Raw genomic sequence first — 18833 nt, forward strand, 5'->3', positions numbered from 1 at the left:
AGCGTTTACTCCCCTCTATTATAATTCACATGTAATAACTTATGAACTTTTCCCTTTAATAATCCTGAATAAAGAGACATCATTACTGGATTTTCTTCTGAACGTTTAAGGCTACTCATCTTATCTGCTGCATATAAACCTTCTCCACGTTTTTGCTTTCCTTCAAACATAGTAAATGGTTGTCCTGCTCCACCTACACATCCACCTGGGCAAGCCATTACTTCAATAAAATCATAATGTGCTTCTCCTGATTTTATCTTTTTCACTAGGTCATCAGCGTTTTTAAGACCACTAACTACAGCAATTTTCAATTCCTTGTCATTTACTGTAATACTAGTTTCCTTTACACCAGACATTCCCCTTACTCCATTAAATGCTATAGTTCTTAGTGTAGATACAGATTTGTCATCTAAAACTCTTCTTAAAACAGCCTCTGTAACTCCACCTGTAACTCCAAATATAACTCCCGCTCCACTACTAACACCAAATGGCATGTCTACAGCTTCTGGTTCTATCTCTGAAAATACAATTCCGGCTTCCTTTATCATAGCTATAAGCTCTTGAGTAGTTATAACATAATCTACATCCTTAACTCCATCAACTTTAAATTCATCTCTATCAGCTTCAAATTTCTTAGCTGTACAAGGCATTATTGCTACATTAACTATTCTTTTACTAGAATGACTATAGTGCTCTTTTAAAACAGAACCAAACATCTGCATAGGAGATTTACATGTTGAGATATTACTCATCATCTCTGGGTAAGTTCTTTCTACATAGTTAACCCAAGCTGGACAACAAGAAGTAAATAACGGAAGTCTTTCATTATTTTCTAATCTTGAAATAAATTCTCCTGTTTCTTCCAGTACTGTAAGATCAGCTCCAGTAGATGTATCAAATACTTCATCAAAGCCCATTCTCTTTAAAGCTCCAACGATTTTACCCATTACATTTTCTCCATCTTTTTGTCCAAGCTCCTCACTTATTCCAACTCTTACTGCTGGAGCTATTTGCACTACTACCTTAGTATTTTTATCACTTAAATCTTTCCATAGTTTTTGTGTATCATCTTTTACTACTATAGCTCCTGTAGGACATACTGCTGCACACTGACCACAACCTACACAGTTTGATTCTGCTATAGGTTTGTCAAAAACTGTACCTACACTCATCTCTGCTCCTCTTTTTATAAAGTCAATGGCACCTACATTTTGAATTTCATTACACATTCTTACACAGTCACCACAAAGTATGCATTTACTCTTATCTCTTACTATACATAAAGATGATGTATCTAATTCGCTTTTTTCTGCTGTATTGTCAAATCTTACTTGTCTTATCCCAAATCGATGTGCTAACTCCTGTAGTTTACAATGTCCATTTTTCTCACATGTAGTACAATCTCTACAATGATTTGAAAGTAATAATTCTAATATATTCTTTCTATATTTTCTTAATCTAGGTGTATTAGTATATATCTCCATACCAGCTTTTGGTGGTGTAGAACATGCAGCTTCAATTCCACCCCACTTATTTTCTACCATACACATACGGCAAGCTCCATATACAGAAAGCTCTGAGTAGTAGCATAAAGTTGGTAAATCTATTCCTGCTTTTCTAATAACCTCTAAAATATTTTTTTCTCCCTTTATTTCCACTGGGATGTCATCTATAATCATAAATTGTTCATTCATTCTATTAATCCTCCTTTATAGCTTTAAAGGCACAAGCTTCAATACAGGCACCACATTTAATACATTTATTTTTATCAATTACAAAAGGTTCTTTAACCTTACCTGAAATGGCACCTACTGGACAAATTCTTGAACATTTTGAACAACCCTTGCAAAGGTCTGCATCTATATAGATAGTCTTAAGTTTTTGACATGTCTTGGTTGGACATTTCTTATCAATAATATGCGCTTCATACTCACTACGGAAATTCTTTATTGTACTTACTACTGGGAATGCTGCAGTTTTTCCTAATCCACATAAAGCTGTAGAAGATATTGTATCTGCAAGTTCTAGTAATAAATCAATATCTTCAATTTCACCTTTACCTGCTACAATTCTCTCTAATATTTCAAGCATTCTCTTAGTACCTTCACGGCATGGTATACACTTACCACAAGACTCATTTTGAGTAAAGTTCATAAAGAATCTAGCGACTTCTACCATACAAGTATTTTCATCCATTACAACTAGCCCACCAGAACCTATCATAGCTCCGGCTTTCTTTAAAGAATCAAAATCTAGTGGTAAATCTAAATGTTCTTTTGTTAAACAACCACCTGAAGGACCTCCAATTTGTACAGCTTTAAACTCTGCTCCTCCTCTTATTCCTCCACCGATATCAAATATTATTTCTCTTAAGGTTGTACCCATTGGAACTTCAATAAGTCCTGTATTTTCGATGTTTCCTGTTAATGCAAAAGCTTTTGTTCCATTATTCTTCTCTGGACCCATGGTTTTATACCAATCTGCTCCATTTTCAATTACTATAGGTACATTAGCAAAGGTTTCTACGTTATTAAGCACTGTTGGTTTTCCAAACAATCCTTGTTCTACAGTTCTTGGTGGCTTAACTCTAGGCATACCCCTTTTTCCTTCAATAGAAGCTGTTAGTGCACTTCCTTCTCCACATACAAAAGCACCTGCTCCTTTATTGATTTTTATATCCATACTAAAACCTGTACCAAGAATGTTCTCACCTAATATTCCATACTTTTTAGCTTCTTCTATAGCATTCTTTAATCTGCTAACAGCAAGAGGATATTCTGCACGTACATATATATATCCTTCCTGTGCTCCACAGGCTACTGCTGCAATCATCATTCCCTCTATAACTCTATGTGGGTCTCCTTCCATTATGCTTCTATCCATAAATGCACCTGGATCTCCCTCATCACCATTGCATACAATGTACTTCTCACCCTCAGGTTGACGTTTTACTTGACCCCACTTGCGGCCAGTTGGGAAACCACCGCCACCACGGCCTCTTAAATTTGAATCATCGATTTCTTTTATAATTTCATCCGAAGTCATATCAAATAGTACTTTTTCTAAAGCAGAGTATCCACCTATAGCAAAATATTCTTCTATAGATGTAGAATCAATATGACCACAATGTTCTAATGCCAATCTAGTTTGTTTTTTATAGAAAGGTATTTCATCTTGAGTTCTGTAAACCTTACCATCCTTTTCATAAGCCAATCTATCTACACATTGACCTAAAACAATAGTCTTATCTATAATTTCTTCACAATCCTGTGGCTTAACCTTTATGTATAAATATCCCCATGGTTCAATTCTTACTAGAGGTCCCATCTCACAGAATCCATGGCAACCACTTTTTTTAATTCCAACAGATTTTTCATGAGATTCTTTTTCTAATTTAACCTCGCATCTTATATCTTTTTCCTTCATTAGTCTTACAAACTCATCGTATATTTCTAATGAACCACCTGCTATACAACCAGTACCTCCACATACAAGAATTTTTACCTTTTCGTTGTGAAAGCTTTCTTTATAGGTATTTCTTATATTAATTAAATCCTCTCTATTAAGAAGCATATTATTTGTCCTCCTTAAGCATATTTAAAAGTTCTATTGCCTTCTCAGGAGTAATAGCCCCATAAACCTTGTCATTAACAGTTAGTGCTGGTGCTAAACCACAGGCTCCAAGACATGAAACCGTTTCCACAGTAAACATTAAATCATCTGTAGTAACTTTGTTTTCTGAAAGATTCAATTCACTTCTTAGCTTCTCTAATATTGGTATAGATTTTCTTACGTGACATGCTGTTCCATCACATATTTTTATTACATATTTCCCTTTAGGTTCTAAAGAAAAGTTTTCATAGAATGTAGCTACGCTGTAAATTTTTGCTTCGCTAATACCTAATTTTTTAGAGAAATATGGAAATATTTCCTCTGGAAGATATCTATATATCTCCTGAGTATCTTGTAATATTGCAATTATACTACTAGGGTTATATCCATGATTTTTTAATATAACATCTAGTTCTTCATAATTAAAGGATGTATTCATTGTTTTCCCCCCTACAATGCTTGTTAAATTATTATCACTATTACATTTTATACTGAATTTTCAAATATTTCAATACATAAAAATAATTATTTTTTTAATTAATTTCTATATATTATATTAAATATGTAAACTATTATTCCTGCATTTTTTATATTTACTTTAATTTTACATTAACTTCTATATATGATTATTATATATTCTCTATATTCCATGGGTATTTTTGAAAAAATTATAAAATAAAGTAGATATATTTAACATCCTGTGTTAATTAAATATATCTACTTTAAAAATTTACATCTGTAACGAGTTAAAGTTTATGAAAAGAACCTTTCAGACTCTGTCAAAAATATAACTAATGCCAATAAGTCCGCTGATCCTCCCGGACTCACATTTTCGTCTATACACTGCTTTTCAAAGTCATGGGCTGCTTTAATTCCTTCTTCGCTATTGAAGCCCCCCAAGTTTAAAATTTCATAGGCACGTCTTTGAACTTCACGAAGTTTTTCTATATTTTGTCTATGCACAATGGTACTATCTTCTACTTTACTAATCAACATAAGCAATGTTTCAGAATACAAATCATTTCCTTTTAGATTAGAATCTTTATGTTTGGGTATTATTTCCTGGAAAATATTTTCAAGACCTTTTTTAATTTCTCCTCTAATTCCAGCAAAGCCATATTTTAAATATAAAGCCTCTCCATGAGTTAAGTCTTTCTTTTTATGCAAATCTTTAAAATCATCCAATATATTTTCACACATATTCTTTAGTATAATTTGAACTTTATTGAAGGATATTTTCTCATATAGAGCTTTACCTAGCGCAGTAGCCACTACTCCTATTAAAAATATCATACCTTTATGGGTATTTATACCTTTAGTAACTTTAAACATAGTCTCTTCACATTTTATTCCAATAGTTCTAATAGCTTTAAAAATATTTTTTGGAGTTTCATAGCTATATCCCGCTTCTACCATTTCCTTTATAAATGGTGCTATGGCAAAACTACTCTCTAAAAATGTATAGTAATCCATATCTTTATGAGACCCCTTTGTAACAGGTGAAACTAATCCATAAGAAGGCATAGTTGATACCTCTGTAATCATTGATTTAAGGGCTAGTTGAGATATCTCATAGGACAATCTATCTCTTTTATCTACATAGCAGGTATATTCTTCATACTTACTAATAAAATACTCTTTTATCCTCTCTATACTATGCTTTTGACTTCTAGAACATATTCTAGCTTCTTCTTCACATAAAAAACATTTTCTAGGTTCTAGGCCTATGTCACTTCTAGATATTCCACGCAAGGACGGCATCAATGGATCACTATCATCAAGATAATATACATCTATGTCTACACATCTGCCTAATATATGATTTTCTTCCATATATATAAGTTGCTTTTTTACTTCAATGTTATCAGTATTAAAAATGAAATGACCTATAACTCCTTCTTTATTCTTATAGATTTCTTTACAAATTATATTTTTATTATTAAATAAATATATATCCTCACAAACTATCTTGGCAATTCTATCTGTAATATAATTAGATTTTTTTATACCAGGATAGTTTACTCTTACAGTGGCAAGAGTAACTCCACCAGATGTATTTCTCAGAAGTTGTTCTTGATATAATACTCTCTTTTCTCTATGATTTAAAAATTCATCTATTTCTGTATAGTCCATATTAATGTAAGGATAGGCAATAATTATCCTATCACTTTTCCCCTTCCTTACTATGATAAAATTAAATGTTTATATTGTCTATTAATTAGCCTTCAATTTTTGTCATAGGAAATATTTATTATTTTAATGAGGCAAATCTCTAAGTTTAAGCTTCTCTATAATATCTTTCCCTAGGCTGCTTGTTAAAAATTCATAGGTAGTTAATGGGACTAACTCCCTTACTTCTTCTAGTCTATCTTCTTTAAGTAATTCTCTAACTCTAGACGCACTTATAGCTTTATTTTCTATCTCGCATCTCTCTATAATTTCAACTTTCACACCGTACTTAGGCAATACTTCTCTTAAAGTTTCATTATAAGTATTGGTAACATTGCAGTAAGGTTCACTTCCTACATATCTTTTAGTTATATTTAGTTCCTTACAAAAATATTTTCCAAAGACGTTTCCATCTATTTTAGTATATTCTTTTAAAATGTCGTCATCTTTTCTTAAAAAATAATTTGGAAAAGTAGCTGATGATATAATATAATTCCCACCAGGTATTACAGTTACATTATTAAATTCCTTAACTCCATCTTTTATTAGTTGAAATCTAACTTGGAATGGAAATGAGGACTTCTCTTCTTCTACCACAAAAATTATAACATTTTTATTATCCATAGCTGCTTTCTTAACTATATATTTATGTCCTAATGTAAAAGGATTACAGTTCATAATTAACGCAGCATATTGCTCTTCTTCCTTTAATTCATAACTCTTCTTTATATTTTTCAACTCACTATGGATATTTTTATTTCCAGCTTCCAATAAACTAACTTTATCCGTATCAACAATTACCTTATATCCAAGTCCTTGAAACAGAAAATTATTCGAAGGCTTTGTAAAAATAAAGTTATGGTATATGTCTTCTTCAAAGAGTTTATTAGTGATATCAGTAATAAGTATATTTGATATACCTTGACCTTGATGCTCCTCGCTTACGGCAAAACATTTAACGATATTATTTTTCTTAGAACAGGTAGCTATTATTTCTCCCTCTTCCTCTATTATTAAAGTATAATCTACATCTTCATATTTAAGGGCAAATCCCCTTAAAAATTCCTCAACCCTATTTACTTCTATTTTAGAATTAAGATTTATTTTTTGAGTGTTATAATACATTTCTTCACCTCATTTAATAAATTACATCCTATCTTAATTTTATAAGTTAAAGTATCTTCTTACAAAGGATATTATTAGTAATGCAATAATTACAATAATTACTGAAAACACAGCATCAAATCCACTTTTAAATTCATATTTCTTTTTTCCTTTAGATATTTCTTCTGCTTCACTAAACATTCCTTCTGCATGAGCTTCTTGTAAAATTTCTTTATTTGTTTTTCTATTTTTCTTTTTACTCATATCTTTCACTCCATTATAAGTTTATAACTATAGGATACTTACATTGTATCATAATATAAAAAGAGTGTTGACAGCAACACTCTTTTTATATTTATTTTCAAAATCTGATTTTAGAAGAACATACCAAAGGCTATACTTGCTAATATCAGCATTATTCCTCCACCAAGACGAGAAGAAATTTGTGCAAAGGACATTAAATCCATACGTTTTGCTGCTGTAAGAACCGCAACGTCTCCTGAACCTCCACGGTTTGCCATACATAATCCAGCTGAAATTGCTGTCTCTATTGGGTAGAATCCTACTAACCATCCTACAATTCCCGATCCAAGAATTGCTCCTAAGACTATTAGGCCTGCTATAACAACGTTAGCTATATTGAATGCTGCTATAAGCTCTCCAAGATCTGTCATAGCTATACCAACTCCAACCATTACTACTAGTAAGAATTGTTTAGAGAAAAATCCTTGAAGCTTTTTAGCTCCTTCTTTTAATTCTAATGGAATTATATTAGCTACATTAGCTATAGCTACTAAAATAACCATCCACGCAAATCTATGAATATCAATTTTAACATTGATTCCCATTAACGTAAATTCCGGTATAATTAAAGTTTTTGATAAAATATTTCCAAGTACATAAAATGCACAGGCAAGAATTAGTCCTGCTGCAACTTCTCTAGCTGTAACTTTAACTACTCTAGTTTCTTCTAATTTAGATATATCTTCTGCATTTCTTATTAATTCACCATGTCCATTAAATTTAGCTCCAGCTTTAGTTTCACCCAATTTATTTAATACTGACGCTGCTATTATAGCTATAATATTAGCTATTGTAAGAATTGATAGAGCAAAGGATAACCATGCTGCTGGATCCCCACCAGTAACACTTGAGTAAATTTCACTCATTGGAATTGCTCCTGCTCCAGTACCACCACCCATTATTGGAAGTACATACTTAGTAGCTATTTCTGACATAGGAATACCAAACATAGCTCCACCTAAAGCTCCTAATACAAATGCTGCAATTACTCCACCCAATATTGCTGGAATATATCCAAGGAAAGCTTTCATAAGTAGCTTCCTATTAACTGATAATATTGATCCTGTTATAAGTACTGCTATAAATAAGTCTAAGAAATCTGCGGTATCCATGAATATTTTTACAGCTTCAACACTTGCTTCTGGTATTATCCCATAGTAAACCAACGCTGCAGATCCTAGGAAAGCAAGAATTGGACCTCCTCCAACATACTCTTTCCATATTGGAATCCTATCTCCAATCATAGCAAATAGGATACCTACTGAGTATAATAGTGCAAAGGCACCTACAGAGTTTTTAGGTAAAAAACCTTTGATTGCTGCAAAGAAAACTACTACTGCAACTCCTGCAAAAATGTACCACGGCATGCCGTATACTTTAAAGGGACCTTTTTTTTCTTCAATAAGATTTTCTGGCATAATTAATCCTCCTAAAATTAAATTGTATAATTTCATTACTAGGCCTTACTTTTAGTAAGTCCTAATAGGGTTAACAAGTTATTTGTTTAAACCTTTCAAATCAAAGATAATATCTAGCTTACTTTTTAAGCTTTTTAACTACGTCTATAATACTTCCATCTCTGTATTCTATTACTGCTACTACATCATCAGAAAACTCTAATTCCTTAGGAACTCCTATTAGCTTAACAGCAATTTTTCTTAATTCTTCCATAGTTATTAATGGAAGGCCTGCCTTCTTAAACTTGTTGATTAAATCTTGTCTTCTTGGATTTACAGTTACACCATAATCTGTAACAACTACATCTACTGTACTACCTGGAGTAACAATAGTAGTTACTTTTTCAATTATAGTTGCAATTCTTCCTCTTGTAAGAGGTGCTACTAAAATTGATATTTCAGCATTAGCTGCTGTGTCACTATGTCCACCTGATGCTGCTCTAATAACTCCATCAGAGCCAGAAATAACATTAACATTAAAATCAGTATCTATTTCTAATGCACTTAGGACAACAAAATCTAATTTGTTAACTGCAGCTGATTTATTAAATGGATTAGCATAAAAATCTGCACTAACTTCTATATGTTTTTCATTTTTTCCAATGGACTCTGCAGCCTTTAAATCAAAGCATTGGACATCAAATAGTGTATCACAAAGTCCCTCTTCTAAAAGATCTACCATAGGTCCTGTAATTCCACCTAGGGCATAACTTAATTTAATATCTCTTTTCTTTAATTCTTCTTTAACAAAACGAGTAACTGCTAGAGATGCTCCACCACTACCTGTTTGCATAGAAAATCCATCTACAAATCTTCCAGATGCAAGCATTACATCAAGTACTCTTTTTGCCATTAAAAGCTCTTTAGGATTTGATGTAAATCTAGTTGCTCCAGACATTATCCCCTTTGAATCACCAATTTCATCAACTACAACTACATAGTCAACTTTAGTTTGTGGAATGCTCTGTGGGAAGTTGGGATAATCAACTAAAGTATCTGTTACTACAACTACCTTATTAGCATACTCTGCATCTACCTTTGCATAACCCAAAGATCCACATATGGATTTTCCTTTTACACCGTTGGCATTTCCCATGCAGTCAGCAGATGGAGCTGCTATAAATGCTACATCTATTTTCAAATCTCCTTCTACAATAGCCCTAGCTCTTCCACCATGAGAACGAATAACTGCTGGATGCTTATCTAAAATTCCTTCAGATATTGCAGCTGCAAGTTTTCCTCTAAGACCACTGCTTTCAATTCTATTTACAACACCATTTTCTATATGTGCTACAAGTCCATCATGAGCACTTGTTAAAGAACTTGATGCTACTCTTAAATTTTTAATACCCATTTCTGCCAATGTATCTACTACCATCATTAAAAGCTTATCTCCAGCTCTAAAGTGATGATGGAAAGAAATAGTCATCCCATCTTTAATTTCACATTTTTCTATAGCAACTCTTATAGATTCTACTACTTTAGTTCTCTTTACTTGCTCTTTTAAATTTTCACCATCACTTTCAACCATAGTTCCCTTTGGTTGATTAATAAAGGGAGTTTCATAAACCTTTCTATTCTCATATCCCGGTATGCTATTTAATAATTCTTTGCTTATTCTATTATTCATTATCTTCACCTCCAACTAAAACCCCCGCTGCTTTAGCAAGTTCTAAAACTCTTTGAGCTCTCTCTATAATTGGTTTATCTACCATTTTACCGTCTACAGTAAATACTCCCTTATTTTCACGTAAAGCTTCTGCTGTAGCATCGACTATCTTTTTAGCTTTAACTATTTCTTTTTCACTAGGAGTATATACACTGTGTATAAGCTCCACTTGTCTTGGGTGAATTAATGACTTACCGCCGAATCCCATTCTCTTAATAAGATTAGCTTCTTTTAGGAATCCTTCATCGTTATTTACATCTGAATAAACGGTATCTAACACTTCAAGTCCACAAGCTCTTCCTGCCATAGCAATCATTCCTCTTGCCACATAAAGCTCATCTCCCTCTGGAGTTCTCGTTGTCTTCATACTAGTTACAAAATCCTCACCACTTAAAGCCATACCTATTAACCTTTTAGTTGGAGATTTTGCTATTTCAAAGGCATGCATAACTCCTAAAGCCGATTCAATGGCTACCATTATCTTTGTTGAACCAATTTCTCTTCCACAAGCCTTCTCTATTTTTTCTATTTCTCTATCTACAGTCATAACATCTTCTACAGTTTCAGTTTTAGGAATTCTTACAACTTCAACCCCACCTGTAACTATTGCCGCTAAATCTTCTTGCCAAAATTCCGTATCTAAACCATTGATACGAACTACCGTTTCTATATCTAGTTCTTTATAGTAATCCCCTAGATTTTTTAACATATTGTGAACTAAAAATCTTGCAGAATCCTTTTCTGATATAGCAATTGCATCTTCTAAGTCAAACATTACTGAATCAGGTTTATATATGTGTACATCTCTTATGATTCCTGGATTATTTCCAGGAACAAATAGCATCGAACGTCTTAGTTTCATCTTAATCTCCCCTTACATCCATTTATATTCCTTGTTTTCAGCTGATCTATGAACTGCAGTCTGAACTCTACTTTTTATTACAGGGTTGATTGCACCTTTATCATTAGCAAACACCTTTGCACTTTCTACCCCAAAGGATTTAAGAGTTTCTTTGATAACTGCTTCTATTTCCTCTCCAAATTGTGCTTTAACAGTACTTTCTAGAGTAATTTCTATTCCAGCAGTTGAGGGTTCAATTATAATTTGAATATCACTGGATTCCAATGTGCCAGCACTAGCTACTGTTTTAAGTTCCATATTTACGCCTCCTGATTAAAAATATTCAATACTTTTGTATCCCTTTTCATACTTTAAATACTTTTTGTATACATCTTGTTTATAGTGTATACAATTCATTTGTAAAAATCAATAGAAAATTGAATATTTTTTTTAAAATTTTCATAATTTCAAACTTGCTATAAAGCATAAAAAAAAGAATTGTTAATACAATTTTAGTATTAACAATTCTTTATGTTTTATAGGTAATCGTTTATAAACTACTATTTAACCACTGCATTTTGAAAAGATTTTTTAGCACGCGTAACATGATCTCTTGCTCTTTCTTCAGCAAGTTGCTCATCTCCAGCTTCTATAGCATCTACAATTTCTATATGCTCTTTAAGTGCATCTAATTTCCTTTCTTTTGTCATTAAACTAATCTTTCTTAGGCTCTGTAAGTATTCATATATATATTCCATTTGTGATATTAGCCTTTTATTATGACAAGCATCTAAAATTATTTTATTAAATCTATTGTGAACTTCTACATATTCCTTTTCTTCATTAGTATCAATAAGTTTTTTCATATTTTCTATGATTTCTCTCAATTCTCTTATTTCAATTCGAGAAATATGCATACATGCTCCCCTTACTGCAAGGCCCTCTAAAACTTCGCGAATATCATATATCTCTATAGCATCCTCAATACAAATCCCCTTGACTATAGTGCCTTTTCTAGGGATATTCACAGCCAAGCCTTCACTTTCTAACTGTCTTAGTGCCTCTCTAACTGGGGTTCTACTGACCCCCATAGCTGTAGCAATATTATTTTCTATCAATCTATCTCCCGGGTTTATATCTCCTGTAAATATAGCTGTTCGAAGATCTTTAAGAACTATTTCTCTTATAGATTTTTCTTTTCCATCATCTAAATTCTTTAAAATACTACTCATAAATATCTACATCCTTAATAAAATAATTTGTGACTATACTACACATACTTTATTTTAATTATAAATTTTCATTACAAATAAAATCATTCCAATTAATATTTTAACTATACAAAAATATTAATTATATACATAAATATTACATACCTTTAACCCTTTGTCAAATTAAATCAAGTATAATACTTATGCATATAAAGTAATTATTATTTTTAAAGGATTAGATTCTTAATTTGAAGTATCCGTTTGCTTTGGTTGATTATATTTATTAATCTGTCTTTGATTCAAAAGGTGAGATAATTCTTCCTCAGATATATCTCCAAAATTCTTAAATTCGTAGTCATTATCCTTAAAATATTTTATTATATAAGGAAGCGCCTTAGGTGTTGTAGAATTTGAGGCCCCATCATGCATGAGTACTATAGCAGTATTGGGATCTATAAAAGTTTTTTTAAGCTCCTTTTTAAAGGTAGATAAAAGTTTTTCTACAGGCACATTTGTAGAAAGAGCATCCTCAATAGATATATTCCAATCCACATAGTACAATCCCTCATCACATAATTCATTTCTAATAGCTCTAACAGTTCCCTTATCTCCAATGGTAGTGCTAGACCCTCCAGGCATTCTCATGAATTTTGAAGGTTCATGACCAAGGACATCTGTGATAGCTTTATTAGCTTTGTTATAATCTTCTAAATATTCTTCCTTACTTGAATAGATGCAGTTCTTATGATTATAAGTGTGTATACATATTTCATGCCCTTGTCCTTCAACTTGCTTTAATATATCAGAATTTTCTTTAGCTAGCTCTCCTATAACAAAAAATGTAGCTTTAACATTTTCTTCTTCTAAAATCTTCAGTATCTTTAAAGTATTATTGGTAGGTCCATCATCAAAAGTTAGATATACTATTTTTTTTAAGTATTCCTTGTCAGTACATTCCCTATTGTCTTCAGCTAATGCTAAATTGAAAGTACAAAATATACATATAAGTATAAGTACAACCACAGAAGAATATTTTAATTTCTTCATTACTAATCCTCCTTATATAAATAGTTAATTATCTTAATATATATTGTGCTCTTATTTATAAAGGTATACTATTATTTTAAAGGTTAAATTAACAAAAAGAGGTTGTCTCAAATTTAACATGAAACAACCTTTGTTAAAAATAATTTTTATCTATTTTATACAATTAGCTTTAGTAATAGTTTTTATATTCTCACACATTTCTTTTAAATATTCGTAATTAGCTATATCATAGTCAATCTCTTTTGGATTTAGAGGACTTCCAAAGTAAACTTTTGGATTGCATTGGGTTGAATGATCTTTTCTTCTAGTAAAAGAGGCTACATGAAGCTGATTAAACTTCAAAGTTTCGATCATCCATTTTACATTATGAGGTCTTACCCCCCCTGGAAGTATTTCAATTTTTCCTTTACTATACTTTATCAACTCTTTTAAAAGTTCTGCTCCATCTTCTATTGTATTTTTTTGTCCCTTAGTAAGAATTCTTTTTACACCTAAATCAACTAAAGTATCCAATACTTTAAAGGGATCTTTCACTACATCAAAGGCACGATGGAATACAGCTTCTCTATCTCCTACAATATCCATAAATCTTTTGCATAATTCTACATCAAGAGTACCATCTTCCCGTAATGCTCCAAATACTATACCATCAGCACCAGCTTTAATTGCTGCTTTCATATCTCGTTCCATGGTTTTAATTTCATATTCAGAATAACAAAATCCAGCTCCTCTCGGTCTTATCATTACCATAATAGGAATATCTACTAATTTCTTAGCTTCTTCAATAGTACCTATTGATGGGGTTATTCCCCCCAAAAACATATTTGAATTTAACTCTACCCTATGGGCTCCAGCTTTTTTAGCTATTATAACATCTTCTAGTGAACCACAACATATCTCTACTAAAACATTTTCTTTCATTATTAATTACCTCCATCTCAACCTTTTAATATGTAATATACTTCCTGCAAATAATTACATATTAATATATAACTATCTAAGTAAACTTAATATTAAAAATAGGTTGATCTGCTATAGCTTAAATCTTACAATACTTTCTCCTACTTCTTTATTATTATCATTAACAATAACCCTTGGAAATACCCTTTTTAGTCTATCTATAGTATCTTTATTTTTATAATTAATCTGCTCTAATATAGACGCTACAATTAGCGGCCATTCTTCCTCTGATCCGTCTATTATCTTAATTGAAAATCCAAGTCTTTCATCTCTAAGTCCAAAACAATATACTCCTTTTGCTCCACCCTTTGCAACTATATTATCATCCATTAAAAGTAATGAACATATTAAATCAGTACCGGAAACCATCTCATAATTTTCATTCATTAGTTTAGTAAGCTTTATTACAGCATCTCGTGTTAACTCATCCCCAATAGTGTCAGGACATGCCATCTTCATATAAGCCATAGCTAAATTTTTCATAGGCATTGCAAATACAGGAACTCCACATCCATCTGTACCAACTTTTATCTGTTCTCTTGGATATCCAGATATCATTGAAATGTGGGAAAGAATTTCCTGTTGTGCTGGGCTATTAATATTCCAATATTCCCTTTTATCACAGTTCATATCAGTGCATAAAGTTAAAATTCCCATATGTTTTCCTGAACAGTTGTGATAAATTCGTCTCTTTTCTCCACCATTTCTTAGTATTTCTTCTTTAGCATTCATTGATAATGGATATGTAGGTAAACATATAAGTTCATCTTCATCTATCTTGACTTTATCCATTATAGATTCTAATGCCGTAACATGAAATGGTTCTGCCCTATGAGAGCCTGTCATAACTGTAATTTCTTTATTACTAAGATTATACTTTGTATCAATGCCTCTCTTTATTAATGGAATAGCTTGTATTGGTTTTGCTGATGATCTCATAAAAGTTACAAATCCAGGATCACCTATAGAGTAAACAACCTGTCCATCTTCATTTACACAACATATATATCCTCTATGTACACATTCTAAAAGTTCTCCCCTATATTCTTCAATTAAAATCTCATCCATAATAACATTCATTCCTTTCGCTGTGCTCAATGCACAAAATTTTATGAAAGTGATTAACTTCTAAAACACTATCAATAATATAGACAAGTATAAAACAATAATATATATTAAATACACATAGGATAATTATTTATCCCATGTGTATATTTTAACATTAATTCTGATTTCATCCCATAGATTCCTTTATTTTGCCTCTTTCAATTCTATACAATCCTTATGATGAATTATATTTTTCTCCCAGGCTCCTTTGCGATACATTATATATCCAAAAATACATATTATAAGATTGCTAAAACTCATAGAAAACCATATGCCTACAGAACCTATATTTGTAAAATTCTTGAATAGTAATATCATAGGAAGTCTCACAAACCAAAGTCTTCCCACTTCCATCTCCATAGAATATTTAGTATGACCCGATCCCTGAAATACCCCTTGCAATACACTGAATATACCCATAAGTGGCATAGACCATGCTATATATTGCAAATATGTTATCCCCTCTAAAATTACCATCATGTCATCCTTAGACTGCATAAAGAAACCTATGATTTGTTTATCAAAAGCTAATAATACAATTAACCCTAAAACAGAAAAACCGATGGTAAGCTTTATGGCTTTTACAAAGGCTTCCTTCGCTCTTTTAAGTTGGTTACACCCTAGATTTTGACCTATAATAGACGTAAGGGCTGCTCCTATTCCCATGGCTGGTTGAATTACAAGAGATGTAATTCTATTTACCATAGCAAAAGCTGCTAGTGTAGCTGTGCCATAGGATACTATAAAACCATTTAAAACCATAAATCCTAAGGCTGAACCAGATTGTCCAATAGATGATGGAAGGGCAACTGATATGATTTTCTTAATTATTTCTCTATCAAATCTAAAGTTCTTAAAAGAAGGTTTTACCTTAGATGATCTTCTCATCAATACATAAATTCCAGCTATTGCTAAAACAGCCTTTGACAATAGAGTTGCTATAGCTGCTCCTGCGATTCCCATATTAAATGTAAATATAAATATTGGGTCTAAAATCATATTAAGAACCGCACTAATTGCACTAAGGACAGTTGGAAATACTGTATTTCCCTCTGCATTCATTATGGAGTTAAAGTTAAAAAATAAAAACATAAAAGGCATATCTAAGAAGGTAATTCTTAGATATATTATACTATTTCTTGCGAGTTCCCCTGTACCCCCCATTACTCTTACAACAAAGGGAGATATTATATATCCTACTATAGCAAATAGTATTGAAGATAAAAAAGATACTACCAAAAGCTGACTTGCATACTTATTAGCCTCTTCATATTTATCAGCTCCTATAAACTGAGAAATGATAGATGTACCTGCTATAGATAAGCCCATTCCGATAGATATAAATAAAAAATTAACTGGCCAAACAAACCCTGTAGCTGCAAATTCTACTGATCCAATTTTACTTACCCATAATCCATCAACTAAATTATATAGTGTTTGTATTAAATTATTTATCATAATAGGAATTGCTAAGACACCTATTACTTTGTATAAGTTATCATTTAAAATAAAATTTCTTTTATTCTTAACCATGTTCCCTCCTAAATCACATTTAAATTTGTTATTACTACTATATATATTATATACCATAGATACTATAAATTTCTATAAAAAGCTTAGGATGTCGAAATATATTTTTTTCTAAATAAAACAGTGTATATTTCATGATTTTAAATTCATCATCATATACACTGTTCATTTATTTTTATTTATACTATTTTACATATTATAAAATAAATTTTGTGAAGGATACTCAGCATCACAAGTAACATCTATTCCCAGTTTTCTAAATATTTGCTCGTCACCAGTACTTAGAATAGTAGTAGAGTGAGCTTGACACCCTTTAAGCTTTATAAGTTTTTCTAAAGCAACTTGAGCCATAGGATTAGTAGCAGCACAAATGCTAAGGGCAATCAGTATTTCTTCTGAATTTAAAGATGTATTATTACTTCCTAAAGCATTGGTTTTCAAACTTTTTATAGGTTCTAATACCACTGGTGAAATTAAATGAATCTCATCAGATATGTTAGCTAGGTACTTTACTGCATTTAAAATAGCTGCTGAAGATGCATCCATTAGCTCTGAACTTCTACCTGTTAAAACAGTACCATCTTCAAGTTCTAGAGCTACTACAGGGCAGGCATCATTTTTGTTTGCTTCTAATTTAAGCTTACTAGAATATTCTCTAGCAGGAATGACTACTTTTCTATCCTCTGGTTTAAGATTTAAACTTTCCATAATTATTTTAATTCTTTGAAAAACCTCTGCATCTACATATCCTTTTTTATATTCAACACTAGTTTTAAAGTATCTTCTAATTATCTCCTGTATAGAAGCTTCCTTAACAACTTCATCATCAGTAATTCCAAATCCTACTCTATTAACTCCCATATCTGTTGGTGATTTATATATAGATTCTTTTCCAGTTATCTTCTCAATAATCCTCTTTATAACTGGGAACATCTCAATGTCTCTATTATAGTTTACTGCAACCTCATTGTATGCATCAAAGTGAAAAGAGTCTATCATATTTACATCTTTAAGATCAACAGTAGCTGCTTCATAGGCAATATTTAAAGAATGTTTCAAAGGCACATTCCATACAGGGAAAGTTTCGAATTTAGAATATCCAACAGCATTTCCTCTTTTATTCTCATGGTATAATTGATTTAAACAAGTAGCCAATTTCCCGCTTCCTGGTCCTGGTGCTGTTACTACTACTATTGGCTTAGTAGTTTCTATATATGGATTCCTTCCATAGCCCTCGTCGCTTACGATAGTTTCAACCTCTGTAGGATAACCTTTAATAGCTTCATGCTTATAAACTTTAATACCTCTACGTTCCAATTTATTTATAAAGATATTAGTAGCTGGTTGACCACTATAACGAGTTATAACCACACTATTTACCTGTAAATCATATCCTCTAAGATCATCAATTAATCTTAGTACATCCATGTCGTATGTAATTCCAAAATCGCCTCTTATCTTATTTCTTTCAATATCACCAGCATATACACAGATAATTATTTCTGCCTTTTCTCTAAGCTTATGAAGTAACTTTATTTTTGCATTTTCATCAAAGCCTGGCAAAACTCTTTTAGCATGCATATCAAATAATAGTTTTCCTCCAAATTCTAGATAAAGCTTATCATAATTATTTACTCTCTCTAAAATATATTTTGATTGTTCTTCCAGATATTTTTCATGATCAAATCCAATTTTCATCTTTACACCTCATCCTAATAATAAAACATACATATTATTATTACATATTTTCATCATTAGTAAAACCTAAATTAAAAATTTTTAATTTTTTTGTTAATTCTAAATTTGATGTTTATGATTTATTT

General features: G+C 31.5%; 16 protein-coding genes. All 16 read right to left on the reverse strand.

All coding sequences use genetic code 11. The features are described 5' to 3' along the window. Positions 1–5: 5 nt before the first annotated feature. Positions 6–1694 (reverse strand): [FeFe] hydrogenase, group A, encoded by a 1689-nt coding sequence (locus tag B3086_RS10860; protein WP_346846624.1) that lies wholly within the window; start codon positions 1692–1694, stop codon positions 6–8. A gap of 4 nt (positions 1695–1698) precedes the next feature. Then, a complete protein-coding gene (gene nuoF / locus B3086_RS10865; protein ID WP_346876915.1) occupies positions 1699–3573 on the reverse strand; it encodes an NADH-quinone oxidoreductase subunit NuoF in 1875 nt (624 codons plus the stop codon). Between the two features lies 1 nt (position 3574). Next, on the reverse strand, positions 3575–4051 hold the full coding sequence (locus tag B3086_RS10870; protein ID WP_346846622.1) for an NAD(P)H-dependent oxidoreductase subunit E: 477 nt from the start codon (positions 4049–4051) through the stop codon (positions 3575–3577). Between the two features lie 314 nt (positions 4052–4365). Next, positions 4366–5745 carry a triphosphoribosyl-dephospho-CoA synthase CitG gene (gene citG, locus B3086_RS10875; protein WP_346846621.1) on the reverse strand — a complete coding sequence of 460 codons (1380 nt, stop codon included), beginning with the start codon at positions 5743–5745 and terminating at the stop codon, positions 4366–4368. 123 nt (positions 5746–5868) lie between these two features. Continuing rightward, the gene (gene citC, locus B3086_RS10880) at positions 5869–6906 is read right to left on the reverse strand and encodes a [citrate (pro-3S)-lyase] ligase (protein WP_346846620.1); all 1038 of its coding nucleotides are present in this window, start codon (positions 6904–6906) and stop codon (positions 5869–5871) included. Positions 6907–6945: 39 nt separating this feature from the next. Continuing rightward, positions 6946–7149, reverse strand: coding sequence for a hypothetical protein (locus tag B3086_RS10885; RefSeq protein ID WP_150842468.1), 204 nt, complete (start codon positions 7147–7149; stop codon positions 6946–6948). 110 nt (positions 7150–7259) lie between these two features. After that, positions 7260–8606 carry a citrate/sodium symporter CitS gene (citS, locus tag B3086_RS10890; protein WP_346846619.1) on the reverse strand — a complete coding sequence of 449 codons (1347 nt, stop codon included), beginning with the start codon at positions 8604–8606 and terminating at the stop codon, positions 7260–7262. A 118-nt stretch (positions 8607–8724) separates the two neighbouring features. Then, positions 8725–10275: a citrate lyase subunit alpha gene (gene citF, locus B3086_RS10895; RefSeq protein WP_346846618.1), complete on the reverse strand. Its 1551-nt coding sequence runs from the start codon at positions 10273–10275 to the stop codon at positions 8725–8727. Continuing rightward, complete coding sequence (locus tag B3086_RS10900) at positions 10268–11176, reverse strand: aldolase/citrate lyase family protein (RefSeq protein WP_346846617.1); 909 nt, start codon at positions 11174–11176, stop codon at positions 10268–10270. Before B3086_RS10900 ends, citF begins: the two co-directional genes overlap by 8 nt. A gap of 12 nt (positions 11177–11188) precedes the next feature. After that, positions 11189–11473, reverse strand: a complete 285-nt coding sequence (gene citD / locus B3086_RS10905; protein ID WP_346846616.1) for a citrate lyase acyl carrier protein — start codon at positions 11471–11473, stop codon at positions 11189–11191. 242 nt (positions 11474–11715) lie between these two features. Then, positions 11716–12387 (reverse strand): GntR family transcriptional regulator, encoded by a 672-nt coding sequence (locus B3086_RS10910; RefSeq protein ID WP_346846615.1) that lies wholly within the window; start codon positions 12385–12387, stop codon positions 11716–11718. 222 nt (positions 12388–12609) lie between these two features. Continuing rightward, positions 12610–13413 (reverse strand): polysaccharide deacetylase family protein, encoded by an 804-nt coding sequence (locus B3086_RS10915; RefSeq protein WP_346846614.1) that lies wholly within the window; start codon positions 13411–13413, stop codon positions 12610–12612. Positions 13414–13563: 150 nt separating this feature from the next. Then, complete coding sequence (locus B3086_RS10920) at positions 13564–14334, reverse strand: copper homeostasis protein CutC (protein WP_346846613.1); 771 nt, start codon at positions 14332–14334, stop codon at positions 13564–13566. 111 nt (positions 14335–14445) lie between these two features. Next, positions 14446–15471 carry an asparaginase gene (locus B3086_RS10925; protein ID WP_346846612.1) on the reverse strand — a complete coding sequence of 342 codons (1026 nt, stop codon included), beginning with the start codon at positions 15469–15471 and terminating at the stop codon, positions 14446–14448. Between the two features lie 153 nt (positions 15472–15624). Continuing rightward, positions 15625–17013: an MATE family efflux transporter gene (locus B3086_RS10930; RefSeq protein WP_346846611.1), complete on the reverse strand. Its 1389-nt coding sequence runs from the start codon at positions 17011–17013 to the stop codon at positions 15625–15627. A gap of 186 nt (positions 17014–17199) precedes the next feature. Then, a complete protein-coding gene (locus tag B3086_RS10935) occupies positions 17200–18708 on the reverse strand; it encodes a DUF1846 domain-containing protein (RefSeq protein WP_346846610.1) in 1509 nt (502 codons plus the stop codon). Between the last annotated feature and the right edge of the window lie 125 nt (positions 18709–18833).

Origin of the sequence: Clostridium sp. UBA871 (assembly GCF_002295255.1) — a bacterium.
Classification (GTDB): domain Bacteria; phylum Bacillota; class Clostridia; order Clostridiales; family Clostridiaceae; genus Clostridium_J; species Clostridium_J sulfidigenes.